We start from the raw sequence: 25,992 nt of genomic DNA, 5'->3' as shown, positions 1-25,992 counted from the left end.
AGGGACACCTTTTAGGTTCGAACGATGGATCCTGCAAGCATCGGATTACGGATCTCGGCGAGCGTCGTGACGCCCTTGGTGAAGCGGCTCATCAGGCAGGACGGACCCGGCGCCGGGCTGGTGGACGAGCAGGTGCGTCTCTCAGCCCTCGTCTCCTTCCACGGGGAGAAACGCGATCTCGCCGAGGACGACCTGCGCCGGCTCACCGGAGAACTGGTCTCCCGGGCACGGCGCGCCACGGGACCGCGCGAGGGTTTCCCGGATGACGAGTACACGGCCGTGGTGGACGCCGTGACCAGGACCCTGTCCGGGCTGGGCGAACTCGACATGGACGACGTACAGGCGGTGGCGCTCGGCCCGGAAGGGTTCGTGCGCCGGCTGCGCCTGAGCACGCCGGACGCGTGCCAGCACCTGTCGGCGGACGCCACCTGGTTCCACGACCGGCTGGTGGAGACGGCCGGCGTGCACATTCTGCACTTCTTCACCCAGCGGTCCACGTTCCTGGCCCGGACCGCCGTCGAACAGAGCCGACGCCTGGAGCAGGCGATGCGCCTGCTCGAGCAGCTGCCGTCGCCCGACGCGGCGGACCTGGGGTTCGAGACCGCGTACGTGGAGAGCCTCGTCCCTCTGCACGGGCAGGTGACGATCGTCGGTGTCGACTTCGTGAACTCCCCGGGAAGCTGGTCGCTGGACGCCACGTACGTGCCGCTGGGAGCGGAGCCGACCGGCGAGGAGCCCGTCGAGCGGCGGCCCGGCGAGGCGCCGGGCGACAGCGCGACCGGCACCACCGGCGGCCCGGCCGCCGTCGGTGCGGCTGCCGGTCCGCCGCCCACCGTTCCCGTGGATCACGCGCTCGGCGGAGCTCCCCGCATCCTGGTGCGCGGAACCGCCGGATCCGGCAAGACGACGCTGATGCAGTGGCTGACCGTGCAGACGGCCGCCGACCGGCTGCCCGAGTCGCTGCGCCCGCTACGCGGTCTGGTGCCGTTCATGCTGCCGGTGCGGCGCTTCTCCGACCAGGACATGCCCTCACCCGCCGACTTCCTGTCGGCCTCCCACCACCCCATGGCGGGCTCGGAACCGGACGGCTGGGCGGTGCGGGTGCTGCGCTCGGGCCGGGCCCTGCTGCTGGTGGACGGCATCGACGAGGCCCCCGCCGGACGGCGGCAGCGGATCCGTGAGCAGATCGACATGCTCCGGCGCACGTTCCCCGGCAATCGCTGGGTGGTCACCACCCGCCCCTCCGCGGTACGCGAACAGTGGCTCACCGACCAGGAGTTCACCGAAATCACGCTCACGCCCATGAACCGCGACCAGGTCGCCCGGTTCATCCGCGCCTGGCACCGCGCAGCGGCAGGTGAGGCCGGCACCGACACCGCACGGCTGGCCGAGTACGAGCGTCGGCTCCTCAACTCCGTACGCCTGATCCGGGAATTGCGCGGGCTGGCCACCAATCCGCTGATGTGCAGCCTGATCTGCGCGCTCAACCGTGACCGCAACGGAATCCTGCCGCGCGGCCGCAAAGCCCTCTACAAGGCGGCGCTCGCCATGCTCCTGGAGCGCCGCGATCCGGAACGAGAGGTGGACGCGGACGGGATCGTCATCGACCGGGAGGCCAAGGAGCGTCTGCTGCAGAAACTGGCGCACTGGATGCTGCTCAACGACCTCACGGAGATGGACAGGACCACCGCCGTGGGCACGCTGGAGCGGTTCCTGCCGGCGATTCCCAGCGCGGGCAGCCAGGGCAGCGCGGAGGCGCTGTTCGAGCACCTGCTGCACCGCACCGGACTGCTGCGGATGCCGACACCGGGCTCCGTGGACTTCGTGCACCGCACCTTCCAGGACTACCTCAGCGCCAAGGAGGCGGTGGAACGGCACGACTTCCGTTTCCTGGTCAACAACGCGCACCGCAGCGACTGGGACGAGGTGATCCGGATGGCGGTGTCCCTGGCACGGCCCGACGAGTGCGCGCAGATGATGCAGGACTTGGTCTCCACACGCCCAGGGCTGACCGCCGCCCAGGCCAAGTACTGCAAACTGCTGGCCTCCGCCTGCCTGGAACACGCCACGGAGATGAGCCCCGAGACCCGGGAGATGGTGCGCCGGCGCACCCGTTTCATCGCACAGCCGGACAACCTCGCCAGCGCCCGCACCCTGGGCTGGATCGGCCCGATCGCCCTCGAACTGCTGCCGGATCCGGAGAAGATCTCGGACCGCAAGGCCCTCCTCCTCGCCGCCACGGCGAGCGGCGTCCGCGACGATGCCGCCATCGACTACCTGGCCCGCCTGCGCGACCGCCGTTCCCTCGCCGTCCGCAACGAACTGGCAGCCGCCTGGCCCCGCTTCGACACCGAACGCTACGCCGCCGAGGTCATCGCCCACCTCGACCCCGAGGACCTCTACTTCACGGTCACCAGCCCCGAGGAGATGGCGGAGCTGCGCCGCCTGGGCGGCCGCGCCAGGATCCGCGTCACCGAACTCCTGCCGTCGGAGCAGCTCTTGTCAGGCCTGGTCCGATCGTGTCTCACTCATCTCTACCTCTTCGTCCACGACACGAGCAGCTCCTTGGACTGGCTGGCGGCCTTCCCCCACCTGACCACCCTCCGCCTGGGCCCCCACGCCGGCCTCGCCCAGGACCTCCCCGCGGGCATCCACGTACAACGCGACGCCGTGCGGGGGGCGTGAGGCTTGCGCAACGCATCACTGAGGGTGCACGGTCCTCATCCCGGGAGGCGGACGTCCACGACGTCATAGCCAGGTGGTGGCCTGGCGTGAAGGCGACACGAATCCGCTGGGCCGCTCGTTCGCCGTGATCGAGCCTTCCGCCGGGACGGCTCCGCGCTGCGCACGATCGCCCCTTGCCGTGGCAGCGTCAGGTGAGGCCGCCTGACCACTCCCGACAAGTCCCGGCGGCATCCGGAAACGATCGGTCAAGAACCGACCACCTTGGCGAGGTTGTCCATCTCGTTCGTCCGCCCGGCGGCCAGCCGCCCGGTCCATTCCTCGTCGTGCATGGTGTCGGCGGTCATCGTCACCTGCGTGCCACCGTCGTCCGTCGGACGCAGCTCGACCTCGGTGAGGAACTCGTACGGCTCGACGTCGGGGATGAAGTCGGCGAGTGTGCTGTAGGCCAGACGCCGGGTGGGCTCGACCTCGGTGAACGTCTTGTGCGAGGTCGTACTCAGCGGCAAGCCCGCGTTCTCCATGAACGCGACCTGCTGGGGGCCGGTCGCGGTCATCGTGTAGGTCAAGGTGCCGCCGACGCGCAGGTCCAGGGTGTCGACGTGCACGGTGAACCCCTCCGGCGCCCACCAGGCCTCGATGCCGGCCGAGGTGGTCCACAGCTCCCAGATCTTCTCCGGTGCGGCGGCGTAGGTCCGTTCGACCTGGATCTTCCGCGTCGTCATACTGTCTCCTGGTTTCACGAATCGGTGACGGCATCGAAGAGTCTGGCGTCGGCCGGGTGATCTGTCATCGGTGTTCATCGGGCGGCGTGTTGGACCTGCGGCACGAGCGGGTGACTCGCCCCGGCGACCAGGGGGTCTCGACCATGGTCGTCTCCAGGATGCGTCCTGCCTCGACGAGCGGCACCTCGACCGCCTGCGTCCGGCACACCGAGGTCCCGGCCGGCCGGGAGCGCTCGTCCGGCACGGCCTCTGCGGCCGGCTCAACGGCCGGAGCCTCGACGGCCTCGGTGTCCGTCGTGGTCTCGCCCACCGGACGCCACCTTGATCATCGGTTCTGCCGTCCGCTGCCAGAGCCATCGCCGCGCGCGACACGGCAGAGGGGGCGGTCCGCGACGGACCGCCCCCTCTGCAGCGCCGCTACCGCGGCCCCGGTGCCGCCGAGGGCAGCGCGTGGAGCATGCCGCCGGACGACGTCGCGTGGATGCTCGTGCCGCCCGGGGCGCAGACCGTGGCCAGGATCTGTCCGCCGAGGTCGAAGCTCTGCAGTGACGTCCCGTCCGTGGCGTCCAGCAGATGCAGTCGTCCGCTCCACCCGCCCGCGTAGACGGCGGCGCCGTCCGTGCACAGGGCGAAGAACTCTTCCGGTCCCGGGTGCGGTGAACGCCAGACCTCCTCGCCCGTCGCCGCGCTGTGGCAGTGGAGCATGCCCGCAGCGTCCCCGACGACCACCGTGTCGGCCACCCGCACGGGCGGTGCCAGCACCGGCGCGTCGAGCTGTACCTCCCAGACGGGGAAGCCGTCGGCGCTGGACACACAGCGCAGGGTGCCCTCGCCGTCCGCGACCACCAGGTGCTCCTCCAGCGGCAGTGGCGCGGCGAGGACCGGGGCGGGCAGCGCCGTCGGCGACCTCCAGCCGAGCGTGCCGTCCTCGTCGTTGACGCACAGGATCTCGCGGCCGGCCGCGGCCGACAGGTACACCTGCCGGGCGCCCGCCGCCACCGGCAGTGCGGGGGCGCCCGAGGCGTCGGTGAAGGGCCCGGCCGCCCACCACAACCGGCGTGTCACCGCGTCGAAGTGATGCAGCCGACCGGTGGCCTCGCCGAGGAACGTGCTCTGCCGGCGGAGCAGGACCTGGGCACCGACGGCGGTTCCGGACTGCCGGGACCACAGCAGGCGGCGGTCTCGGCTGTTCCAGGCCTCCAATCGGCCCTCGGCGTCACACAGCACCAGCACGTCGCCGTCCGCGCACAGCCGGACCGGCGCGGCGAGATCCGTGCGGCGCTCCACCGGGGCACCGGTCGAGGCATCCAGCCAGCACACGGCGCCGCTGCGGTCGGCGGTCACCACAGCGCCGTCCTCGGTGGCCACGAGGCTGTTCGGCCACTCCCCGACGCGGGCGCTCCAACTGCGCCGCCCCGGGCGGAAGGGCACGGTCAGATCGGTGGCGTTGCCCGCCGCGGTCAGGAAATCGTGCAGCTCCGCCCGGTAACCGGCCAGGCCGCGGACCACGTCCCTGGGCAGCCGGAACGTGCCGGGCGGGCCGAAGCCGTCGGCGATCTCGTGCAGCTTGGGGCGGGCGGCCGGGTCGGGGGAGAGGCAGGCGCGGATCAGCCGGCCGGTGGTGTCGTCCGGCAGCCCGGACAGGTCGGGTTCCATCCCGGTGAGGCGGCGGACCAGCATGGCATGCCCGGTTTCCTCCCCGGTGTAGGGGGCGTGGCCGGTCAGGGCGTAGAGCAGGATGGCCGCCACGCCGAAGACGTCGGTCTCGTGGTCGGTCCGGTCCAGGCCGCGGATCTGTTCGGGCGCGCAGAACTCCGGATGGCCCATGACCGTGCCGAGGGCCAGCGTGACCCGCTGTCCCCTGATCCGGGTGAGCCCGAAGTCGATGATCCACGGACCGTCCTGGGTGAGCAGGATGTTCCCCGGGTGCAGGTCCCGGTGCAGCAGCCCCTTGTCGTGCGCGGTGCGAAGGGTGTCCACCAGCTCGGCGGCCACAGCGTGCACCGCGTCCCGGGGCAGCGGACCGTGCGTGTCCACGATGCGGTAGAGGGAGAGGCCCGGGATGAAACGGGTGGCCAGGGTGGGCCGTTCGCCGACGCGGAAGTCCAGGGCCAGAAGCTCGGGGATGCGGGCACCCTCGCAGCGTTTGAGTGCTTTGCTCTCCTGGTGGAAGCGCTGCATGTGCTGGGAGTCCTCGATGAACTCCGACTTGAGCAGTTTGACGGCGGCCAGGGTGTCGGTGGCGTGACGGCCGTCGGGGCGCCGGCCGAGGTAGACCTTGCCGAAACCGCCCGTCGCCAGCTTTCCGAGCAGCCGGAACCCCGCCGCCTCGGGCGGATCGTTGTCCGGGTCGAGCGGTGTCACCATGTCTGCGTCCTTTCCGCCGGGCGGACCTCACGCGGCGGGCCCGGACGCCTCACCGCGCCTCCGCCGGCACGCTCTCCGTCTCGTGCGAGAAGCCGATGCCGCACAGCACGGTGGACTTGCCGAGCTCGCAGACGCCGCTGTCGTCCAGCCGCTCACCGCCCCGCAGCGGCGCCGGGCGCTCGCAGTGCAACCGGAGCACCTCGCCCCCCGCGTTCCGCCGGCCGCGCACGGTGACCCGGGCACGCACCTGCCCGGCATCCGTCTCATGGACGACCTTGCGGCCGTGCAGCGGAATCCCCTGGCGGTTGCCGGACCGCAGATCCGTCACGACCAGCAGTCCGGACAGCCTCGGGTTGCGCCGGTTGTGCACCTGGACGGCCGCCGCGCCACCGAGCAGCAGCACCAGCAGGACCAGCGGGTAGAGCCAGCCGGGTGTGTGGCCGGGCACGGTGCCCCGGAGCCGCACGTCGGTCATGACCGGTGCACCCGGGGAGAAGTCCCGGTCCCCGAGGGAGCCGCGCACCACCGTCGTCCACCCGGAGGAGACGTCGGCGCGCAGCGTCACGTGCGACTGGAAGTCGCTGGAGCCGGGGAACACGCTGAACTGCGCGTCCTGACGCCAGGTCAGCCGCACACGGACGGTCGTGCGCTCGCCGGGGTGGAGGGTGACGGGGCCGGCTCCGCTCAGCCGCGCCGACCCGGGGCCGCCGTCGGCCGAGAGGCGCACGGTCAGCGGCACGTGCCGGGTCCTGGACTCCAGGGTCACCCGCAACGTGCGGCTGCGGGACCCCGTGCCCCCGCCGGTCGACACCGTGACCGCGCCGTTGTCGGCCGGGCGCACCGCCTCACCGCCGACCGACACGGCGACGCTGCGGCCGCGGTCGGTGCGCAGCACACTCAGCGCCTTCTGGCTGCGGACCTGGTCCTTGGCGTCGCTGAGCTGGGAGCCCAGGGCCGCCGGGTCGACCGGCAGGATGCGCGGTGAGGCGAAGGCGTTGCCGAGGATGTCGGCGATCTTGGTGCCCTCGGCCAACGGCAGCCCGTAGCCGGTGATCCGGCGGTCCGTGCTCAGCGCGCCGTAGCGCTTCTTCAGATCCCGCCATGCGGGGCTTCCCAGCGTGGCGTAGGGGGTGCCCTGGGCGTTGACCGAGCCGTCGGTGAGCATCAGGACCGCTCCCACCGGCGCGGTGGTGTGCTCCAGTTGCTCGGCGGCGGCGTTGAGTCCGTCGCCGTGATTGCTCGCCGACTCCTCGGCGGTGCGCGGGAGTTCCTTGTCGATCAGGTCACCGGTGCGGGTCGCCGGCGACAGGGGGTGCACGACGCTGGTGGCCCTCCCGAAGGTGATGACGGCCACCTGGTCGGCCGGGGTGAGCGAAGCCAGGAAGTCGGCCAGGCGCCGCTTGACCGTGGTGTAGAGCGGTACGCCGTCGGGCCCTTTGTCCTGCATGGAGCTGGAGACGTCGACGAGCACGACGTAGGCCGCCGGGACGTCGTCGACCTTGAGTGAGCGGTAGATGTCGTCGCGGGTGACGGGCGCGTCCGCGGCCGGCGCGGGCACCGCTCCGAACAGGGCCATCAGGACGGTGAGGGCAAGCAGCACGGCGTGGCGGGCCGCTGCCCGGATGGTGAGCATGAGGTGTCAGTCCCCCTGGAGCGTGCGTGGTTCAGGTGCGGGTGTGGCCGGAGGCCTTGAGTTTGCGCAGGCGGTCCATCTCGACCTTCCACAGCGACCGCCGGTCTTGGAGCTGCCGGATCTCGTCGGCTGCTTCGGTGTCCTGCCGAGCCAGCAGTCGCGTCGCGTGGTCGCAGTAGTACGTGAGGAGCGGGCGGTCCGTGTCCACCCTGGCGATGGCGTTCTCCAGGTCGGCCCGTTCCTCGACGGCGCGTTCCGCCCCGGCGTAGAGGGCCCACTCCGTCTGGTAGGCGTTGAACACGGCGAGGATCCGCTCGCCGATCTGGCGCTGGCCGCGGACCGCCCAGGCCATCAGGGCCGCGCAGAGCTGGTCCTTGTCGGCCTCGGCGCGTCGCGCGGCGCACGCGTGAGCGGCCAGCGTGCCGCAGTCCTCGGGCGTGCCCGAGGACTGCTTCGCGAAGCGCAGGACCTCACGCAGGGCCAGTGCGGAGCGCAGCGCGGGGAGCCGGCCGGTCAGCCGTGTCAGCCACTCGGTGTCCCTGTCCGTCTCGTCCCAGTGCGGTGTCTCGGCGGCCAGCCGGTGCACGGCGGCGAGGACGCTCTGGGGGTAGGGATCGGACCAGTCCAGGACGTACAGGGTCAGGTTGCGGCCGGCCGGGCCGGGGCCCTGTCCCGTGGCCGGGTCGACGGCAAGGACGCCGGCCAGCAGGTCGCGGACGATGCCCCCGGCATGCCGACGCAGAAGCTTTCCCTCGAGTGCCGCCCGAAGAGCGGTGGCATAGGTGGTGACCCGGTGTTCCGAACCGCTCGTACCGGGCAGCGGCGGCGTGGCGACCACGGTGGTGAAGCCGGACGGGGGAAGCCCCGTCAGTGCGCACAAGACGTCCCAGAGGGCCGCCGTCTCGGGCCGCAGTCCGTCGGGCCGCCGCGCGAGCGCCTCCTGCAGCAGCGCCCCGGGGTCCGCGTCGTCCGGCGCCACGGCGGCCGTGAACAGGGAGCCGATCAGCGTGTCGAGGAAGCCGGGATGCTGCAGCACCTCGTTGCCGTGGCCGCAGGCGACCGCGCCCTCCAGCAGCAGAGCCGGCGCGCCGGGTTGGCCGGCCGTCCACTTGCGGGCGGCCCCGGCCAGGCCGGTGCCGGTGCTCAACATGGAGTACAGCACGGGCAGTTCGGCGCTGCCGGCGATCTCCACCGGGCGGCGGGGGTCGGGTTCGCCGCACAGCCACCGCAGCCAGGCGTGCACCCGTGCGGCGGGCTCGGACATGTCGTACAGAGCGCGGACCAGTCGGCTCGCCAGGCCGGCCCTCTGGCGCAGCATGGACTGGGTGAGGTCCATGCTGCCCGCGGCGAACGGTACGACACCGGGCAGCAGGGACTGCGTCACCGGCTCGGGTTCGTGCGGCGCGCAGGTGGCCAGCGCCTCGTCCATGACACCGGCCAGGATCTGGTCCAGCGGATCCAGGTCCAGCCCGGCCCTGACGCGGGCGGCGCGCATGTTCTCGAAGGAGGACAGGGCCGCCTCCGTCCGACCGTCGAGGAGGTCGCCGCGCAGCTGCTCCCGGAAGGCCTGGGAGGTGCCGTCCTCGGACAGATGCGGGGCCACCGCCGCCAGGCTCTCCTCCGGGCCCTGCAGCGCGAGCGGCGCGAGGACGGCGAGTTCCGCGGAGCCGATCTGCGGGGTGCGGACGGCGAGGGCGATCTGCTCGTGGCCCAGCGTCCGGCCCTCGTCGATGTCCTGTACCGCGGCCAGCGCCCGGTCGAGCCTCGCCAGCACGTCCAGCGCGTACCCGGGCGTGCCCGGGTCGGCGATGTCCAGCGGTTCACGGGCATCGGCCAGATGGCGTACGACCGCCGTGCCGCCCTGCTTGGTCCAGTTCTTGAGGAGCAGGTCGTGGTACGTGCGTGCCTGCGAGGACAGTCCGCCGAGGTCCGGCAGTTCGCCGCTCAGGGGCAGGCCGGTCACCCCGGGCGCGCCGAGCGGATCGCCCCAGAACAGGCGCATGGGAACCTGGGCGCCGGGGGAGATCGAGGTGGCGGCGGACAGCGTGCCGCGCACACCGAAGGGCAGCAGCGCGGCCACCGAGTCCAGCGTGCGCAGCACGCCGAACGGCTCGTATCCGCTGTTGCCGGTCAGCGCCACCGGGCCGTCCAGCAGATACGCCGCGGCGGCCGCCAGCCATCGGGTGGTCGCCGAGACGCTCGGCGTGATGTGGCCGGCGATGTCGTTGACCAGGAGGTCCTCGTCGTCGAAGATCAGTTCGGCGGGGCCGGTGCGGGTCTCGCTCAGGCTCTCGGCGGTGGTGACGGCCGCCCGGGCCAGGGCACACCAGCCGATTCCCGTGTCCCGCACATGCGGGTAGGGCACCGCGAAGTGGCTGATCCGGTGGATGAGCCGGTTGCTGATGTCGAAGTCTTCCGATCCGTCCAGCAGGAAGACCCCGACCGTGCCGGTGCCCTCGCTGTCCGGGGCGCAGCCGATGGTGATCCAGGGCAGCCGGTCCCCGGGTGACGGTGTCCCGGGCGTCCAGTGCTGGATGGCTGCGTTGAACTCGCCGCTGCGGTCCGGCGGATGGGCGGCGAGAACCTCGTAGCCGCGCGTGGTGCGGGGGACCTTGCCCCACAGCGCCCAGTCGGCGATCAGCCCCGATGCCATGGTGTGCTCCTCCTCGTACGGTGTCGGTTGCCGGATCAGGGATGCACGGGGCCGAATCCCCGAAGGAAGAGGTACGGCTCCAGGACGTTCACGGGCCGCGGTGTCGACAGGAAGTGGACGGCGTCCTCGGCGTGGTTGATCAGGGACGGGTTCTCGATGTCGAACCCCCGGTCGGGGTCCACCCAGAAGCCGACGGCGGAGCAGGCGAAGTAGCCGATGCGTTCGGGCGCGAAGTACTGGCCGATGAGCTTTTGGATCTCGGGCAGGCTGCTCTGCGGGATGGCGTGGCAGAGTCCCTCGTAGAGCCGTTTGGCGTCCACGACCTGGGGCTGGCCGGTACGCGGGTTGACCCGGATGTTGCCCTGCTCGCAGGCCAGGCGGAAGATGCGGTCGTCGTCGAACTTGGCGATGCACACGGCGATGCTGTGCGGCAGGTGGTTGCCCTGGCGCTCCCCGCGCATGTGGATCTCGGTGGCGACCCGGCGCAGGACCCCGCTGAAGAAGTCGGCGCTCTGGCGGGTGTCGTGCGTCAGCGGCCCGTCCTCGTCGTTGACCAGCCACTCGCGGACCGGGTCGACGACGTAGACCATGGCACGGGAGTCACTCAGATCCCTGATCAGCTCGTCCCCGTACTTCTTCCCCGTGTCCGAGTGCAGGTCGAACGCCTCTCCGGGCATGTCGCGGACGCTGACCTGGAACTCGGTCTGGTCCTGGGCGCGTTGGGTGGCCCGGCGGAGGAACCTGCGCCTCGCCTGCGAGAACCGGGTACCGCCGAGGTCCCCGGCCAGCGTGAAGCGGATCAGGCCCTCCGGCCTGATGGTGGCGCTGGGGAACGTGCGGTTCCGGTACAGGCTGCCCTCCAGCCTGTCGAGCACCGCCTGCGACGCGTGGTCCTCGGGATACAGGGCCCACTTGCCGTAGAGGGGGTCCTGGACGGCCTGGGACAGCGCGGCCAGCAGGGTGGACTTCCCGCTGCTGTTCCCACCCCACAGCGTGATCGCCGACTCGGGTGCGACGGTCCGGCCCGACGGTTCCCGGGTGGCCGTCGCGCCGTCCGCGTGCGCGGTCGCCGACTTCTTGCCGCCCTTCTTCGTCGGCTTGTCGGCGGGAGCCGAATCCTCCGGGTCGTCGGCCTTCTCCAGGAAGACGCTGGGCAGTGCCCGGGGCGCGACGCGGGGCGCGGCGGAGGCGCGCGCCCTGTCCTGCGGTGCGGTGGCTGGTTCCTGGCGCGGAGCGGGGGGCGCGGACCCGGCGCCGGGTCGGGCCGTGGTGGGGGGTGCCGCCGGCGCCGGCGGCAGGGCGTTGCGTCCCACCAGGGTGGACCGGCCCAGGACGTCGAGCGGTGACTGCTCCCGGTCCCGATGCCCGCGGTCGGGTTCACCGTTCCTGGCCCGCTCGGGCGGTGTGTCGTCGTCGACCATGGATGTGCTCCTGCCTGACGGCCGGCGGACCGCGTCCGCCTGTGGTGGTGGCCCGGTCCGCGAACTCGCGCGAACCGGAGGGGTGGGTGAGGTCTTCGTCAGCCGGCGGCGGCCGGCTCCCAGTCACCGGCCGCGCCGTCGGCGACGACCAGGCGGATCGGCGGGCCGTCCTGGGACTGGCGCAGCGCCGGTGCCGCGACGGCCGCGGCGATCACTCGCGGATCGTGCCCCGCGCTGAACCGCCCCTCCGTGCCGAACTCGCCCCAGGCGTGGTTCGCCCAGTCCGCCAGGTGGGGCTCGCCCGCCAGGTGGTCCATCCAGAACGGCTCGTCGACGACCGCCACGCATGCCAGGCCGTCGTAGTGGCGTGTCTCCTCCAACTCGGCCCGCCAGTCGAGCCGGTCGGGGCAGATCCGCACCGCCGCGCCGCGCCGCAGCACCTGGGGCGGCCGGACCCGCGGATGCGGCGGACGGGAACCGACGACCAGCAGCACCCGCTGACTTCCGGGCCGCCACAGGTGACGCCAGCCGAAGAGCTCGCGGGGTATGTGTTCCAGACCGGTGGCGAAGTCGTGCCGCAGGGGACTCGGGCGCCATGACCCCAGACCGTGCACCGCGTCCGGCGCGGTCGACATGCCCAGGCGGTGCACCACCGGGTCGTTCTCACCGGAGCGGTGCAGCGGGTCGTGGTCGCGGTAGCCGATCAGCCCCACCCGGAGGGCGTCCTCGGTGCCGACCGCGTCCTGTACGGCGGTCACGACGGCCGCGGCTTCGTGGAGCCGCTCCTCGACCGCGGTGCCGCCGTCGACCTGGGATCCGGCGATCTCCACGGCGACCATGAGGTCGAGCGGACGCGGCCGGGGGAGCTGCCGTGGGGTGGCGGCCGCAAGGTGGGGCCAGGGGGTGGGCTCGGGGCTGTGATGTCCGGCGTGCCGCAGTTCCACCGCCTGGTGTCCGCGCAGGGCGTAGGACAGGGTGGTGCGGGATCCGGGGGAGAGCCGGAGCCGGTCGACCCGCAGGGGCAGCCATTGGGCGGGCGGCTCGTCGTGGCCGGCCGTGACGACTGCGGCGATGCTCTCGCCACCGGTCACGTCGTACGGTGCGGCGGTGACCGGGACGTGTGCCACGGGACCGGCGGTCGTGCCGTCCGCGCGGCTGCCCGCGGGGAACAGCGCGCGGCGCACCAGGGCGACCGCCCCCGAACCCCCGTCGACCCGCGCGGCCGCGAGCCACACCGTGGCGCGCAGTGGAAGTTCGGCCACCAGGTCCTCCGGGGCCACGGGCCAGCGCGCGGACAGCCGCAGGGACAGCAGCACCCCCGCCTGCGTCCGCACCGCCTCGGCCGCCCGTTCGACGGGCCACCAGCCCGTGGCCCGGACGACGACCAGCAGTGGGTGCGTCGTATCGCGGCGGTTGGCCCGCACGAAGGCGGCCAGGGCTTCGTGCAGCGCCTTGTCCACGCCCGCCGGCGCGTGTCGTGCGCCGCCCGCGAGGGCGAACAGGCGCGAGGCTCGTTCCGGCGGCAGCACGTCGGCGGCGGGGGCCAGCGCCGTCCACGACGACTCTGCGAGCCGTATCAGCTCTGGCACCGGGGCGGCGGGCGCATGGGTGAGCCGACTCATCCGCAGGCGTTCGCAGCCGACTTCCAGGACGTCCAGCGCGGGGAGAGCACCGGAGGCGAAGCGGGTGAGGGTCCATCCCAGGCCCGCCCGGGTCAGCCGGAGCCGCTGCTCGTCCCGCACGCTCCGCCAGGCCGATCGCCAGTCATGGTGCGTCGGTCCGGGACCTGTCTCGGCCACGAGGGCGATCACTTGCCGCCCGAGGGGCGGTATCGCCCGGGAGGAGTCCCCGCCGCCGTTCTGGTCCCCCGCGCCGCCGGACCCCGCGGCCAGCTGGTCCGCGACGCGCAACGCGGCTTCGAGATCGGCCGCGAGGAAGTTCACCCCATGGTTCGACTGCACTGTTCGCACCCCCCGATACGGCCGCGCCGCCGAGGCAGACGGCTGCGACCGCTGTTGCACACGCATCAGACATGGGTCGGCCCTCGCACAAAGGCGGCCATGACTGAGAACGGAACCCGGAATCCCCTGTCCGGTTGCCGGTTCACATTATCGCCAGTCGGCCGTATGCAACCTGTCCTCGTCGACTTTTGTCGCCACGTCTGCCCCGCATATCGTGCGGTGAAGGAATAGCTCCTTATTGCGTCGACGTGTATTCGTATCTGATTGTTTTTAAGCAGGATGAAGTTTCAATGCGACTGAGGGGGGCGGGTTCTGTTCGAACGTCAATTCGGGCGCGAAAGGCCTGATCGGAGAGGTGCCACGGGCGTCGGGGAGTCCGAGCGTCCGAGTGTCCGGGAGCCTGAGAGCCTGGGAGCCTGGGAGTTCACATCCGATGGGCACACCCCAATCAAGCTCATCAGTCCACGTTGCGGGGGCGCGTGGCGGGAAGAACTCTGACGGTGACGTCCCGCCGGGTGCTGTTCCGGCGGGACCGGCTCGGTGAGGTGTCCTCCCTTTCGGCGCGATGCCGGTGGCGCAGCGCGGCCTCAGCAGTCAAACACCGACCAGCAGATGTCGTTGCGCAGTCGCTGATCGTCACGTACGAGCTCGCGAATCGCCTCCGGGAGCCGATCGCGCTGCCACCGGCACTCCAGCCGCCCCGCGGCCTCACTCCTGTCCGTCGGTGCGGCGGCGCGTGCGGCCTTGATGGCGTACGCGGCGGCCCCGAGTTCATGCGCGGCGACGTGTGCGACGACCGCGGCCTGGCCGGCGGCGTAAGCGGCGTGCCGTGCCGTGCCGCGCAGGTCTCGGGCCGCGCCCATGGCATGGCCGCCCGCCGCGCGCGCCTGCATCATCTTGACCTCGCCGTGCGCCCAGGCGCGGGCATGCTCGATCGCCTGGCGCGGCCGTGGGTCCTCAGGCTGAGCCGACTCGAAGAGGCCAAGGACGTGCTCGGCACAAGCTGCCGCCCAGAGGGCGAGGAGATGGTGATTCGAATCAGTGAGGGTCCCACCACGGCGGATCGTCACGAAGCGAGGGTCCCTGACCTTCGGGAGGATCATGGTTGGCATTCCTTCCTGCCGGTATCCGCCACCGATTTCCGGCCGGACGGGATGTCTTCTCAAAGATTGCCTTCTCCCGCCGCGTCATTCTGGAATGCGGCCGTCGGACAAGGGCGCCGGGCAGTGCGAGGAGACGGCGGTCTTGCCGGTGAGCCGGCGGGTGGAGAGGTCGGTCATGACCAGATGCCGAGATGCAGATGCTCCCGAGCAATGACGTCGGGTCGCATCCCTGAGCCTGCAGGCTGCGAAACGGCGCGGGTTGCCGTGCCGCTCAGGCGTGCGGACCGTCGCTGCTCGAAGGCCGGGACGCACCCGGCGCCAGCGGGTCCGGCGGGGGGACGGACGGCGGGCCCGCCGCGCCGGTGCGCAGTCGCTCGAAGACGAGGTCGAAGGTGAAGCCCGCGGTGAAGCCGAGCGGAATGGTGAAGAACAGCAGTCGGCGCACGTCCAGGTGGTCGAGAAGAGCGGGGAGGGTCAGTAGTTGGGACGCGACGTAGAGCAGGACTGAGACCAGCCCGGCCCCCAGCCCCCGCACCGCCGCACGTCCCCAGCGCACATCGCTCTCGAAGGAGTTGCGCAGGATCGCGCCCGCCGCCGAGGCCACCAGCGGGGCGCCGACCAGGACCAGCAGATCCAGGGCGCCCGCCTGCTCCGACTGCCGGGCTGTCGCCAGCGCCGCGAGGGAGACCAGCATGCACACCGCCGCCACGGTGAGACCTTGGGCCGACCGCCGGGCCGCCGTGCGTTCGCCCCGCGCGCGTTCCGCGAGGGCGCGCAGCCTGCGTTCCCGCTGTCTGAGCAGACAGGCGATGAGCCGGGAGGCGGACGCCGAGGACCAGTTGTCGCCCATCAGACGGATGTCGGCGTCGTCCGCGTCGTTGCGGACCTTGTCGAAGTTGATCCACACCTGTCCGGCCCCGCCGCCGAACGCGGCCACCGTCACCAGCGGCAGACGCTGTGCCAGGGCGATGATGCCGGCCACCCTGGTGGACTGGCCGCCGCCCATCAGGAGCACGCCGTCACAGCTCAGCAGGGTGTGGTAGAAGGCAACCTCCCATTCGCCACTGCTGTCGCGGAGGATCTCCAGGCTGGCGTGGGCGTCCGGCGCCAGGCCGAAGTCGACATCGCTGTGGCGCGGCGGGAAGGCCGCGACCCGACCCGGCTCCGCCTCGGTGCAGGCGTCCGCGTACCCGGCCACGACATCGGTCTCGATGTACTCGGCGCTGCTGGAGAAGACGGCCAGATCACAGCCGGCCCGGGCGAGTTCTCTGCCCAATTGCCGGCAGGCATCGGGAGCGAGTTCGATGGCCTTGAGCGGGTGGGAGAAGGCACGGTTGGGGTCGGTGCTGCCGATGACGGCTATGAGAGGACGCGCGGACTGCGGCGAAGTCATGTACCAGTCTAGGCAGTTGCCTCTGATGTGTCTCGACTGGTTCAGCGGGGTTTCGTCGTATTTCTTGGAGTTCGGGGTGTAGTCGCGCGCGCGTGGGGGGATGGGTGAGCCGACGGTGGGGAGAAGTGATGGCAGGCGTGACCCGGATACCGGCCTATTTCAGCCACAGCTACTGGGCAGAGGACCGGGAGCTGAACGAGCACTTCTGGAGCCTCTTCTGGAACGAGGGCTTCACCTTCGCGGTCGACCCGAAGACCAATCCTCTCTCGCCCACGCATCTGGAACTGATGATGGATCAGAGCTCCTGTTTCGTAGGTGTGGTGACGCATCGTCAGGAAGAACGAAGGTACCGTGCCTCGCCTTTCATGGTGCACGAGCACGACCTCGCGCTCCAGGCGAGAAAGCCCAGGCTGGTGTTCATGGAGAGGGGTGTGTCGGCCGGGTTCTTCCCGGTGGCCGACGAGCAGCGCATCGTGTTCAACCGCCGCCAACTCCCGGACACGGGCGAGGTGAAGCCCGCGATCGACCGCCTCACCAGCCGGAGCGGTCCGGTCGGCGGCGCTGCCAAAGGTCTGCTCGGCACGGTCGGACTGATCCTGCCGGACGATGCCGCGTACCGGGCCGCCGAGCCGCTCATCCGGCGGGCGGTGGAGGACGTCGGATACCGCGCCCGCACGATCAGCCTCGAGTTCGAGGACCTCTTCGAGTTCCTGCTCGCCGTCGACGGATGCGACTTCGTCGTCGTCGATGTCGCCTCTCCCCACGCGGTGCCCTGGGTCTTCCCCGAGCTGAGTGGCCGCTTCCGGCCGACCCTCAAACTGATCCACGACCCACCCGACGGCCGGTACGTGCCGCAGCCGTCGAAACTGGTCAGCGGGGCCGCCCTCCGGGCGGCCGAACCGGCGGACCGCATCACGGTGCACTGGAGCTACCCGGAGGAACTCGCCGACCGCGTCCAGGACCTGGTGGCGCGGTTCTACCAACCACGGTTGGAGTTCGAGACCTTCGAGGAGGGCGTCGGATACTTCCGCAGCCTCGGCCGGGCACAGGGCAGCATCTTCCTCAGCAACGCCCGCGGGGACGACGCGCTGGCTCAACGCGTCGGACGCAGCCTCGAACTGCACAACCTGTCGTACTTCCACTACCTACGCCGCAACACCATCGAGCTCGGTGCCGACTGGCGCAGCCAGTTGTACGCGAACGTGGCCGCGTGCCGCCTGTTCCTTCCGCTCATCAGCCGGCACTACTGGGAGAGCGAGTACTGCCGGGAGGAGTACGACATCGCCGAACGCCTGCGCGCCGACGGCCGGTTGGTGATCCTGCCGTACTTTCTCGGTCCTGGAGTGGCACGGCAGGTCAGCTTCCAGGGTCGGGCCATAGGCCACCTTTCCCAGGACGAACAGGTCGCGGTCATCAGCCGTGACGTCGACAACGAGTTCGTCGAGCGCCGCCGACTGGAGGACCGCGGCGTCACGGCCGGTCAGCGGGGGGCCGCGGCCCACGCGCCCGCCCCGGGACGCCGGTGCGACATCGCGCTCGTCACACTCCTGCCCGAGGCCCACGAGGCGCTGCGGCGGCATCTGGAGACCTCCGGTGCGCCCACCGAGACCGCACTGCACGGCACCGGATGCGCATGGCTGCGCGCCAGCGTCCAGGCCGTGGGCCGCAGCAGCGCGTACGAGGTGGTGGTGGCCCAGCCCTGCAGTGGCCGCGACGGTGTCGGCAACGCCGTCGCCGCCACGATCGAGGAGCACCAGCCCGAGACGGTGATCTTCCTCGGAGCCTGCTGCGCCATCGCGCCCGACCTCGTGCCCGGCGACGTGGTGATCTCCAACCGTCTGCACGGCTACACGTACGAAGAACTGGAACAGAGCTGTCTGCCCCGCCCGGACCGCAGCCACCTGGCGCATGAAGGGGTGGCCGCGCTCGGTGACAGTATGCGCCTCAACTACACCTACTGGACCGAGAAGGTGTACGAGCGGCCACCCGGCGGTCCCCGCAACACCGGACCGCGTGTGGTGGTCGGGCCGATCGCCTCGGGGGACGCGTCCGTCGGCGGCAGCGGGGACCCGGCCCTGCGGCGGGTGATCGGCGACTGGCCGGGGCTGGCCGCCGTCGAGCTCGGGGGCGCGGACGCGGCGGGCGCCGTCACCCAGACCCGTAGGGCCGGCCGGACACATGTGTCGTTCTCGATGGTGTGCGCCGTGGCTGGGACCGCCACCGACGGCATCTCCGTCAACTCGGCGCGGCCGGAGGAGGAGAAGGCCTGGAAGCAGTACGCAGCCGATGTGGCCGCCACGCTGGTCCTGGAAGCGATCCGGTTGGCATGGCCCAGTCCGCCCAGGAGGGACGGATGATGCGACGGGACAGGCGGCAGACGTGGACGCCCCCACCTTCCGGCAGTGCGGACGTGAAGGTCCCCGACAGCTTGCACGGCTTGATCGAGATCCTCGCCGAGGAGGCCCACAACAACTGGGCCCGGCAACGTCTGTCCGAGGGCTGGCGGTACGGGCGCCGGCTGAGCCGTCGACGCAGGACGCACCCTCTGCTGGTCCCGTACTCCGCGCTCACCCATGCGCAGCAGGAGGCGGACCGCGTGGTCGCCATGGGGTCGGTGAAAGTGATCCTCCGCCACGGTTACACCCTCCAGGAGCCCGCCGACCGGTGAAAGGGGCGCTCCATGACGACCATCGCGGTGACCGGTCACATCGACCTGACGGCGCGGACCTCCGTCCTGGTGCGCGCTGCTCTGGACGACCTGCTGCGGAGGTACGCGGCCGACGGGGAACTGGTCGGGGTCTCTTGTCTCGCCAGGGGCGCCGACTCTCTCTTCGCGGAGGCCGTGCTCGCCGTCGGCGGCCGGCTGGCCGTCATCATCCCCTCCCGGGACTACCGGCGTGCCCGGGTGCGGCCTGACCACGCGCTCGTGTTCGACCGCCTGGTCAAGGCCGCCCACGACATCGTCGTCCTGCCGATCGAGACCGGCGGCCGGCACGCGTACGAGGCGGCGAACAAAGTCCTCGTGGAACGCGCCGACCGGCTCGTCGCCGTCTGGGACGGCACTCCGCCCACCGGCAGAGGAGGCGGCACCGCCGACACCGTGCTCGAAGCCCGTGCGGCGGGCGTCCCCGTCGACGTGGTGTGGCCCGACGGGGCCGAGCGCACCCGCCGGGAGCACCGCGAGGGCGCCGCCGACCGGTGCGCGGGTCCGGAATCCTCATGACCGTCGTAGTGACTCCCGCGCATACGCCGAAATCACTGGGCGGGATCCGGAAGGTGCAGGAGGGACCGGCGCAGCCGTGCTGTCGGTGGCGTCGGCTCGGCCTCGGGGCGTACTACGCCGCTCCCCGGTCACCGTGGCTGGACAGGCCAGGGCGGTCTGCCGTCGCCCCGGCCCACCTGTCGTAGCCGAGGGGTGTCATCACGCCACAGGCATACCCGGCTGACCGACCGGGGTGCGGATCTCCGACATGGCCTTCTTCACGATGACCTTGGACAGGTAGCCGGAGCCGAAGAAGATGTTCATGAGGACGTACCAGAAGTTCTGCCATCCGGTCAGGGTGACGAGTCCGTACTCTTCCAGGGCCTTTCTGATGGGGATCTTGGCGAAGTACGAGGCGCCGAACCAGATGCATCCGAGCACGTACCAGAAGGCTTCGGCGCTGGTGGTGTTGCCGTGTCCGAGTGACTGGGACTGCGTCATTTCAAGCCCTTTCAGAGCGAGTCGTGTCCAACGACTGATCATTGTGGGAGTACCCGGGGCCGGGGGGAGAGGGTCGTGCACGGTTCGTGGCCGATTTGTGATGCTGACAAGTGCCGCCCCTCGTAACGGCGTTGGCCACGTCCGGCGGTCACCGGCCCACCCTCGCTTCGGCGGCGGCGGAGCGCGCTGCTGTCCGAGGAGGATGCGGTGGCGAAAACGGGTCCATGGTCGGCGGGAAGCGCGAGCGCGGCGTCTACGGAGCCGGGGTCTCGTTCCAGACCTTGCGTGAAGGCAACGAGGTGGGCGCCAAGTCGACGCCGCGGACTCGGGTACGTGGGGCATGCGCTGGGAGCTGTACGGCGCGGGCGTGGCGTCTGATGGTGTTCAGGGCCGACTGGTGGCGATGGGCGTAGCCGAGTGGGCCGACGGACTGGTTGCAGTTCATGATCGCGTCCGACGGCACGTCTTTGAAGAGGCCGTCCGTGCTGTTCGCAAGGTGCAGTGCCGCATTGTCTGGATGGGACCATTTGGTCCTTTGTGCGGGTGGCGATCTGTTCCGGCGAGTGTGGCTGATCGATATATCGGCAGCAGCCGCTGCGACGCCGTGCACGGTGGACGGTGGGTCACCGCGGCCGCCTGCCCGCACAGGCGGGAGCGGGCGAGGGCGGGGGAGGGGAGAATGGGGCGGTAGCGTTTCGAGGGGCGCGCCCGACCCTCACGAGAATGCCCTTCCCGTTGAGGCGCAGAGCGGTGGGGAGGGGCCGTCGTGTAGATCCGTCAGGCCGATTTCGGCCCAGCGGAATGAACGAGGGTACCTCTGTGAGCCTGATGAAACAGCTGATCGAACGCGATCCCGGGCTCCTGGCCCTGCGGCGGTCGGGCCGCGCAGCGATCGTGGCGGCCGGCCTGTTCGCGATCGCCGTGGAGGTCATCGGCAACGACACGATGGCCGTCTTTGCGGCATTCGGCGCTATCGCGCTGCTGCTCTTTGCCGACCTCGGTGGTTCACCGAGGGACAGACTCGCTCTCCAGGGCATGCTGACCGCAGCCGGCGCAACCTTGGTGTGCATCGGAACCCTGGCCTCCCGAACCGTCTGGCTGGCAGCTCTCATGGCGGCTCTTGTCGCATTCGCCGTGCTGTTCGCCGGCGTCGTCAGTTCCGTTCTGGCAGGGTCCTCCACGGCGCTGCTGGCCAGCTTCATCCTGGCCGTCACGCTTCCCGGCGGCCCAGGAACCATTCCTGAACGCCTGGTCGGCTACCTCATGGCGGGAGCAGCCTCCCTTGTGGCGGTGACCCTTTTGTGGCCGGCCCCGACGCGAGACCCGTTGCGTCGTTCCGCTGCCCGGTCCTGCAGGTTTCTCGCACGACGGCTACGGGCCGAGGCCGACTGCGCGCGCGGCGATTCCAACGCGGATCAACGGCTTACCGCGGACGAGACGACGACGCAGGCCACTGCCGCAGTGAGTGAGCTGCGCGCGACGTTCTACGCCACGCCGTACCGGCCAACGGGGCTGTCCACCGAGACGCGTGTACTCGTCCGCCTGATCGACGAAGTGGTATGGCTGGCGGAGATCCTCAAGCGCATGCCGCTCGACGGCATGAGCGGGACGACGGCGACAGCAGTCCATGAACTCGAACTCGCAGCCTCCGAGGTGCTGGAGGGCGGTGCGAATGCTCTCCAGGCCGGTAGGGTCCCCCCGGACGCGCTGAGCGGGGGCCTGCGAAGACTCCAAGACGCCCGCGCGGCGATGGAACAAGCTGTGACCCGGGCGCCGTACCCCGTAAATGTCCCTGCCTCGCAGGGCGGCGTCACGACATTCGTGAGTTCCCTGGAGCCGGGCTTCCGCGCCCAGGAGGTGAGTTTTGCCGTATCGGCGATCGTGACGAACATCGAGCTCTACGGTGCGGTGCGGGTTCGCCGATGGTGGGAACGGGTGCTGGGCCAGCGCCCGGTAGGCGTGACCTCGCCTCTGTCAACGGTTCACGAAAGGGCCGGAGCCCACGTCGATCACCACTCCGTGTGGCTGCACAACAGCCTCCGCGGTGCGGTCGCGCTCGGCCTGGCGGTGCTGATTGCCGAACTCACCGGCGTGCAGCATTCGTTCTGGGTGGTGTCCGGCACACTGGCCGTACTGCGTTCCAATGCGTTTCAGACCGGCCAGACCGCCCTGCGTGCGCTGCTCGGCAACGTGGCGGGCATCATCGTCGCCAGCGGGCTCATCTTCACGCTCGGCTCCAACATCACGGTCTTCTGGCTGCTGCTTCCGCTCGCCATCGCTTTCACGGGTTTGGCGCCGGCCGCGTTCTCGTTCGCGGTCGGACAGGCGGGCTTCACGGCCACGCTCCTCATCCTGTTCAACATCATCGAACCGGTCGGCTGGGGGATCGGTCTGGTACGTCTCGAGGACGTCGCGATCGGCTGTGCCGTGAGCGCCGGTGTGGGATTCCTCTTCTGGCCGCGCGGAGCAGGCGCCGCCCTGGGGCAGGCGGTGGCCGAAGCGTTTGCCGAGAGCGCACGGTACCTGAGGACCGCGGTCGCATACGGAGTGACGCGTTGCGACAGTCTCGTCCGCACCGCCCCCGTGCCGCACAGCGAGAAGCGGGCGGCCGCAGCCGCGGCCAGAAGGCTCGATGACGCATTCCGCGGCTTCCTGGGCGAGCGTGGCACCAAGCGCCTCCCCCTCGCGACTGTCACCGTCCTGATCACCGCGGTTGCCGTCCTGCGGCTGACTGCGGACTCCATCCTCGACCTCTGGGAACGCGATGAGCCCTTCCCGGCGGGAGACAGGACCGCCGCGCGAAAGGAGATCCTGGAGAGCGGGACCGCGGTGTGCAACTGGTACCAGCAGGCAGCGCGGGCGCTGGCAGGGTACGCGGAGGTGCCCGAGGCCCTGCCCGGGGAACCGGCCAGGGACGTACGGCTGATCTCCGCTGTCCGCCGTGACCTTTCTGATCAGCACGGGCTGGGTACACGCACAGCGGTCAAAGTGATCTGGACGGCGGACCACATTGACGTCGCCCGCCAGCTGCAGACGGCACTCGTGGAGCCGGCACGGGCGGCGGCAGTCCTGCGGCACGGGACGAACTCGGCCACGAGGCATCGGCTGACGCGGTGGCGGCCCCAGCACACCGCGGGCGATTGACGGTTCCTTGCTTCGGCGGAAGGGTGAGTGACCGGTGTGTCCGGAGGCATCGTCAGGACTTGTGGAGCGATCGGCCGTCGGCAGGGGGACGGGCTTGAGTCTCCTGTAGGGGGAGACGCCAGGGTGAGGGTATGGACGGCGACACGCTCTACTCGATCGGCGAACTGGCCCGGCGGACCGGTCTGACGGTCAAGGCCATTCGGTTCTACTCCGATCGCGGGATCGTGGCACCGACGGACCGCAGCCCGGCCGGCTACCGCCTCTACGACATCGACGCCGTCGCGCGCCTGGACCTCGTCCGGACCCTGCGGGAACTGGGAGTGGACCTGCCCACGATCCGCAGGGTCGTGGAGCAGGACCTCTCGCTTCCCGAGGTCGCCGCGACGCACGCCGAAGCCCTGGCCGTGCAGATCCGCGTCCTGCGCCTGCGGCATGCGGTGCTGACGGCGGTGGCCGAGCGCGGGCTCACTGCTGAGGAGACGGATCTCATGCACAAACTGGCGCGGCTCTCCGAGGACGAACGCCGACGTCTGATCGAGGACTTCCTCGACGCCGCCTTCGGCAGCCTCGAAACCGACTCCGCGTTGGCGGGGATCAGGCGCTCGATGACTCCGGACGTACCCGACAGCGCCGAGGCCGAGCAGGTCCGGGCGTGGGTGGAGTGGGCCGAACTGGCGGCAGATCCGGACTTCCGCGCCACCATGCGGCGGATGACCGAGGACCACGCGGCCGAACAGGCACAAGGCACCACCGGCCCGCGCCGCGACCTCGGTGCAGTGGTCCGTGACCATGCAGGGTCGGCCCTCGCAGGGGGCATCGCTCCGAGGTCGCGCCGAGCCGAGCCGATCGTTGCGGCGCTTGCGGCTCACCATGCACACGCCCTTGGCCGTCCCGACGACATGGAGCTGCGCCGTCTGCTGCTGGCCCGGCTGGGGCGTATGAGCGACCCGCGCCGCAATCGGTACCTCCAGCTCCTCGCAGTGATCAACGGCTGGCCCGCTCCGGAGAATCTGGTGCCGGCGGTCACCTGGTCCATCGAGGCCGTGCGCGTTCGAATGGAACGGTAAAAGGCCGGGGATCGTCGGCCGGCCTGGGCGGCTTCGACAGGCTCTGCGCCGCCGCCCCCTGCCTGCCTCGTCTGCCTGCCTCGTCCGGACAGGCCGCGATCATGCGCCGCCTCAGGCAGTACGCGGCCCTTAGTCCCGGATCAAGAAGGATGTCGCAGCCAAGGATCACAAGCGGCGGCTCGCACACAGGGATGCGCCGCCCGATCGCAGTCCACGCATGTCCGGCGCGCCGAGCATCCGGACGCCGCCGCTTCGTACCTTCGACCGATCTCTCCACGGCGTCGACCGTGAGATCCGACAGGGACGACGCGTACGGTTCGACGACGAGTGCGGGGCGCCCTTGGCTTCAGTGACCGCTATGCGTGTCGCGCGCCGTGCGAGTGGCGATGAACGCCGAACGGTTGATGTCGACGGCTTCATTCCAAGCGGGGTGGGCTTGGACGTAGTCGGCCACAAAACCGCAGTAGACGCCCACCTTGGCCTGACTCCGGCTCAGGTCCTCCAGGGCATAGCGCGCCATGGCCGACGCGATGCCCCGATGCCGTAGGTCTTCGTTCACGTACGAGTGCGTGAGCGAGACGCGTCCGCCCGTGGTCTCGTAAGCCAGGGTGCCGACAACCTGGCCATCGATCAGTGCCTCGTAGAGGCGGGCCGTCTCGTCCTTGCGCACGTCAATGGCGGCCGGTGATGACTCCATGGTCTCTTCTCGCTTCGCTCGTCTTCGGTCGGTGCCTCTGCAGACACCTCACCAGGGCACTTTAACGGACTACATGGTCCAATATATGACACGTAGCTACTACTCTACGAGCTGTTGAGCGCATTAAGCGGACCATATAGTCCGGATGATGGAGCTCGCCCGAGCAGCACGGGCCTCAGGACACGGGTAAGAAGCGGTGCCTCGCCCGACACCAACCTCCATCCAACGTGCACGTCGGCCTTGGACCGCCCCAACTGGACGCCCCGCTCGTGTGCGAGGCCTCAACGGTGATGGCGACTGAGAGCCCTCGCGCAAGGGATGAGGGCCTCTGGACGGTGCGGTCAGCCGCGTGAGGGTGGATGTGACCCGAGGTAAGGCAATGGCGAGGGGAAAGAACGATGAAGGCACTCGTGGGCAAGGCCGTAGTGGCGGAAGCTGCGAGCGATTCTGTAGTCAGTATTGAGGGAAATGCCTACTTCCCGCCGGACTCGGTGGCGGCGGGCGTGCTGCGCAAGAGCCCGACCCTCTACATCTGTCCCTGGAAGGGGAGGGCGCAATATCACGACGTCCTGGTCGACGGGACGGTGCTCAGGGACGCGGCCTGGTCCTATCCGAGCATCAAGGGCTCGGCGGCCACCCGTGTCGGTCGCGACTTCAGCGGGTACGTCGCCTTCGACGTACGAGAGGTCAGGATCGAGAACTGACACGGCGCTGTGATATGTGAGGTCGCAGGAAAGTTTCGCCGCTGAGCATGCCGAATTCTGCGTGTCGGCGACAACGAATGCAATTGAGCTATCAGCTACTCCCGACGATGGAAAGTGTGGCAATGGCGGCCAATCTTGAAGCCGAGGCGTCCGCTCGTGAAGAGAACAACGCTGCGCTCATCGCCGCTTTGGGAAAGCCGAATTCCGACGAAGTGGAGTCCAGCTGGGAGCTCGATGTCCTCAATGACGCGGAACACGGTCGCTGGACCGCCAGCCTCGGTCCCGAAGCGATCGCCGAGCTCTCGTACCGTTTCGTGGGCGGCCGCGTCGTGCTGCTGACGACCTGGGTCGACCCCGCTTACCGTAAGAATCGGGTGGCCACGGAGCTGATTTCTCGCGTGCTGGACGAGATCCGCGAAAGCGGGAGGACAGTCACCATCATCTGCCCGGTCGTGGGCGTGTTCATCGACCGCAACCCGGAGTATGCCGACCTCATCGACAAGGTCCATCCCGGTGCCGGCGCCTACCCCGAGCGCGCCCCCGAAGGAGTTGCCCACAACCAGGAGCTCACCGCTGTCGAGCGCGACTTGGCGTAGCGGCGTAGCCGTACGGGGTGAGGTGCTTTCCGGCTCCGCCGGCCTAGTTCCAACGCCGTGTAGTTAGCGCTGGGTGTCCGGTGTCAAGTTGTGCGGGTGGTCTGGATGTCGATGCTGATGGTGGCTTTGTAGCTGGTTCTGTC

Annotated in this window: 19 protein-coding genes; 8 read left to right on the top strand and 11 right to left on the bottom strand. The window is 70.3% G+C overall.

Going from position 1 to position 25,992, the window contains the following annotated elements; all coding sequences use genetic code 11:
* The first annotated feature begins 24 nt into the window (after positions 1 to 24).
* Positions 25 to 2,685, top strand: coding sequence for an NACHT domain-containing protein (locus ACIRPX_RS35395; protein WP_404202991.1), 2,661 nt, complete (start codon positions 25 to 27; stop codon positions 2,683 to 2,685).
* A gap of 245 nt (positions 2,686 to 2,930) precedes the next feature.
* Here ACIRPX_RS35395 and ACIRPX_RS35390 read toward each other — a convergent pair whose 3' ends face one another.
* From ACIRPX_RS35390 to ACIRPX_RS35350, 9 genes are all read right to left on the bottom strand, one after another.
* Complete coding sequence (locus ACIRPX_RS35390; RefSeq protein WP_404202989.1) at positions 2,931 to 3,407, bottom strand: SRPBCC domain-containing protein; 477 nt, start codon at positions 3,405 to 3,407, stop codon at positions 2,931 to 2,933.
* A 64-nt stretch (positions 3,408 to 3,471) separates the two neighbouring features.
* A complete protein-coding gene (locus tag ACIRPX_RS35385) occupies positions 3,472 to 3,717 on the bottom strand; it encodes a hypothetical protein (protein ID WP_404202987.1) in 246 nt (81 codons plus the stop codon).
* Positions 3,718 to 3,824: 107 nt separating this feature from the next.
* Positions 3,825 to 5,774, bottom strand: coding sequence for a PQQ-binding-like beta-propeller repeat protein (locus ACIRPX_RS35380; protein ID WP_404202986.1), 1,950 nt, complete (start codon positions 5,772 to 5,774; stop codon positions 3,825 to 3,827).
* Positions 5,775 to 5,823: 49 nt separating this feature from the next.
* Positions 5,824 to 7,407 carry a vWA domain-containing protein gene (locus ACIRPX_RS35375; RefSeq protein ID WP_404202984.1) on the bottom strand — a complete coding sequence of 528 codons (1,584 nt, stop codon included), beginning with the start codon at positions 7,405 to 7,407 and terminating at the stop codon, positions 5,824 to 5,826.
* Between the two features lie 31 nt (positions 7,408 to 7,438).
* Complete coding sequence (locus tag ACIRPX_RS35370; protein ID WP_404202982.1) at positions 7,439 to 10,060, bottom strand: hypothetical protein; 2,622 nt, start codon at positions 10,058 to 10,060, stop codon at positions 7,439 to 7,441.
* Between the two features lie 35 nt (positions 10,061 to 10,095).
* On the bottom strand, positions 10,096 to 11,481 hold the full coding sequence (locus tag ACIRPX_RS35365) for a hypothetical protein (protein WP_404202980.1): 1,386 nt from the start codon (positions 11,479 to 11,481) through the stop codon (positions 10,096 to 10,098).
* 98 nt (positions 11,482 to 11,579) lie between these two features.
* Positions 11,580 to 13,442, bottom strand: a complete 1,863-nt coding sequence (locus ACIRPX_RS35360) for a hypothetical protein (protein WP_404202978.1) — start codon at positions 13,440 to 13,442, stop codon at positions 11,580 to 11,582.
* 587 nt (positions 13,443 to 14,029) lie between these two features.
* Positions 14,030 to 14,545 carry a putative immunity protein gene (locus ACIRPX_RS35355; RefSeq protein WP_404202976.1) on the bottom strand — a complete coding sequence of 172 codons (516 nt, stop codon included), beginning with the start codon at positions 14,543 to 14,545 and terminating at the stop codon, positions 14,030 to 14,032.
* 271 nt (positions 14,546 to 14,816) lie between these two features.
* Positions 14,817 to 15,938 (bottom strand): hypothetical protein, encoded by a 1,122-nt coding sequence (locus ACIRPX_RS35350; protein WP_404202974.1) that lies wholly within the window; start codon positions 15,936 to 15,938, stop codon positions 14,817 to 14,819.
* 128 nt (positions 15,939 to 16,066) lie between these two features.
* On the opposite strand from ACIRPX_RS35350, the gene ACIRPX_RS35345 reads away from it, so the two are divergent.
* The 3 genes from ACIRPX_RS35345 to ACIRPX_RS35335 are packed head-to-tail and all read left to right on the top strand — an operon-like array spanning position 16,067 to position 19,161.
* A complete protein-coding gene (locus ACIRPX_RS35345; RefSeq protein ID WP_404202972.1) occupies positions 16,067 to 18,295 on the top strand; it encodes a TIR domain-containing protein in 2,229 nt (742 codons plus the stop codon).
* Positions 18,265 to 18,606 (top strand): RyR domain-containing protein, encoded by a 342-nt coding sequence (locus ACIRPX_RS35340; RefSeq protein ID WP_404202970.1) that lies wholly within the window; start codon positions 18,265 to 18,267, stop codon positions 18,604 to 18,606. Before ACIRPX_RS35345 ends, ACIRPX_RS35340 begins: the two co-directional genes overlap by 31 nt.
* 12 nt (positions 18,607 to 18,618) lie before the next feature.
* Positions 18,619 to 19,161 (top strand): hypothetical protein, encoded by a 543-nt coding sequence (locus tag ACIRPX_RS35335; protein ID WP_404202968.1) that lies wholly within the window; start codon positions 18,619 to 18,621, stop codon positions 19,159 to 19,161.
* 198 nt (positions 19,162 to 19,359) lie between these two features.
* Here ACIRPX_RS35335 and ACIRPX_RS35330 read toward each other — a convergent pair whose 3' ends face one another.
* The gene (locus ACIRPX_RS35330) at positions 19,360 to 19,641 is read right to left on the bottom strand and encodes a hypothetical protein (RefSeq protein ID WP_404202966.1); all 282 of its coding nucleotides are present in this window, start codon (positions 19,639 to 19,641) and stop codon (positions 19,360 to 19,362) included.
* Positions 19,642 to 20,469: 828 nt separating this feature from the next.
* Between ACIRPX_RS35330 and ACIRPX_RS35325 the strand changes: the two genes are divergently transcribed.
* Positions 20,470 to 22,785 (top strand): FUSC family protein, encoded by a 2,316-nt coding sequence (locus tag ACIRPX_RS35325; RefSeq protein ID WP_404202964.1) that lies wholly within the window; start codon positions 20,470 to 20,472, stop codon positions 22,783 to 22,785.
* A 131-nt stretch (positions 22,786 to 22,916) separates the two neighbouring features.
* Positions 22,917 to 23,852 (top strand): MerR family transcriptional regulator, encoded by a 936-nt coding sequence (locus ACIRPX_RS35320; protein WP_404202962.1) that lies wholly within the window; start codon positions 22,917 to 22,919, stop codon positions 23,850 to 23,852.
* Between the two features lie 346 nt (positions 23,853 to 24,198).
* Here ACIRPX_RS35320 and ACIRPX_RS35315 read toward each other — a convergent pair whose 3' ends face one another.
* Positions 24,199 to 24,549, bottom strand: coding sequence for a GNAT family N-acetyltransferase (locus ACIRPX_RS35315; protein WP_404202960.1), 351 nt, complete (start codon positions 24,547 to 24,549; stop codon positions 24,199 to 24,201).
* 398 nt (positions 24,550 to 24,947) lie between these two features.
* Here ACIRPX_RS35315 and ACIRPX_RS35310 point away from each other — a divergent pair, with 398 nt between their 5' ends.
* Positions 24,948 to 25,253, top strand: a complete 306-nt coding sequence (locus tag ACIRPX_RS35310; RefSeq protein ID WP_404202958.1) for a DUF427 domain-containing protein — start codon at positions 24,948 to 24,950, stop codon at positions 25,251 to 25,253.
* Positions 25,254 to 25,375: 122 nt separating this feature from the next.
* Positions 25,376 to 25,849 (top strand): GNAT family N-acetyltransferase, encoded by a 474-nt coding sequence (locus ACIRPX_RS35305; RefSeq protein WP_404202956.1) that lies wholly within the window; start codon positions 25,376 to 25,378, stop codon positions 25,847 to 25,849.
* Positions 25,850 to 25,992 lie beyond the last annotated feature (143 nt).

The organism is Streptomyces sp. NPDC101225 (assembly GCF_044767585.1).
Taxonomy (GTDB): Bacteria; Actinomycetota; Actinomycetes; order Streptomycetales; family Streptomycetaceae; genus Streptomyces.
Note: the sequence above shows the minus strand (reverse complement) of the source record. Positions and strands in the feature narration are given on the sequence as shown.

What these genes read in the sequence shown, in the direction of transcription:
- ACIRPX_RS35395 (WP_404202991.1), top strand. Translation starts at nt 25, where the DNA reads ATGGATCCTGCAAGCATCGGATTACGGATCTCGGCGAGCGTCGTGACG.
- ACIRPX_RS35390 (WP_404202989.1), bottom strand. Translation starts at nt 3,407, where the DNA reads ATGACGACGCGGAAGATCCAGGTCGAACGGACCTACGCCGCCGCACCG.
- ACIRPX_RS35380 (WP_404202986.1), bottom strand. Translation starts at nt 5,774, where the DNA reads ATGGTGACACCGCTCGACCCGGACAACGATCCGCCCGAGGCGGCGGGG.
- ACIRPX_RS35375 (WP_404202984.1), bottom strand. Translation starts at nt 7,407, where the DNA reads ATGCTCACCATCCGGGCAGCGGCCCGCCACGCCGTGCTGCTTGCCCTC.
- ACIRPX_RS35370 (WP_404202982.1), bottom strand. Translation starts at nt 10,060, where the DNA reads ATGGCATCGGGGCTGATCGCCGACTGGGCGCTGTGGGGCAAGGTCCCC.
- ACIRPX_RS35365 (WP_404202980.1), bottom strand. Translation starts at nt 11,481, where the DNA reads ATGGTCGACGACGACACACCGCCCGAGCGGGCCAGGAACGGTGAACCC.
- ACIRPX_RS35355 (WP_404202976.1), bottom strand. Translation starts at nt 14,545, where the DNA reads ATGATCCTCCCGAAGGTCAGGGACCCTCGCTTCGTGACGATCCGCCGT.
- ACIRPX_RS35350 (WP_404202974.1), bottom strand. Translation starts at nt 15,938, where the DNA reads ATGACTTCGCCGCAGTCCGCGCGTCCTCTCATAGCCGTCATCGGCAGC.
- ACIRPX_RS35345 (WP_404202972.1), top strand. Translation starts at nt 16,067, where the DNA reads ATGGCAGGCGTGACCCGGATACCGGCCTATTTCAGCCACAGCTACTGG.
- ACIRPX_RS35340 (WP_404202970.1), top strand. Translation starts at nt 18,265, where the DNA reads ATGGCCCAGTCCGCCCAGGAGGGACGGATGATGCGACGGGACAGGCGG.
- ACIRPX_RS35335 (WP_404202968.1), top strand. Translation starts at nt 18,619, where the DNA reads ATGACGACCATCGCGGTGACCGGTCACATCGACCTGACGGCGCGGACC.
- ACIRPX_RS35330 (WP_404202966.1), bottom strand. Translation starts at nt 19,641, where the DNA reads ATGACGCAGTCCCAGTCACTCGGACACGGCAACACCACCAGCGCCGAA.
- ACIRPX_RS35325 (WP_404202964.1), top strand. Translation starts at nt 20,470, where the DNA reads ATGAAACAGCTGATCGAACGCGATCCCGGGCTCCTGGCCCTGCGGCGG.
- ACIRPX_RS35320 (WP_404202962.1), top strand. Translation starts at nt 22,917, where the DNA reads ATGGACGGCGACACGCTCTACTCGATCGGCGAACTGGCCCGGCGGACC.
- ACIRPX_RS35315 (WP_404202960.1), bottom strand. Translation starts at nt 24,549, where the DNA reads ATGGAGTCATCACCGGCCGCCATTGACGTGCGCAAGGACGAGACGGCC.
- ACIRPX_RS35310 (WP_404202958.1), top strand. Translation starts at nt 24,948, where the DNA reads ATGAAGGCACTCGTGGGCAAGGCCGTAGTGGCGGAAGCTGCGAGCGAT.
- ACIRPX_RS35305 (WP_404202956.1), top strand. Translation starts at nt 25,376, where the DNA reads ATGGCGGCCAATCTTGAAGCCGAGGCGTCCGCTCGTGAAGAGAACAAC.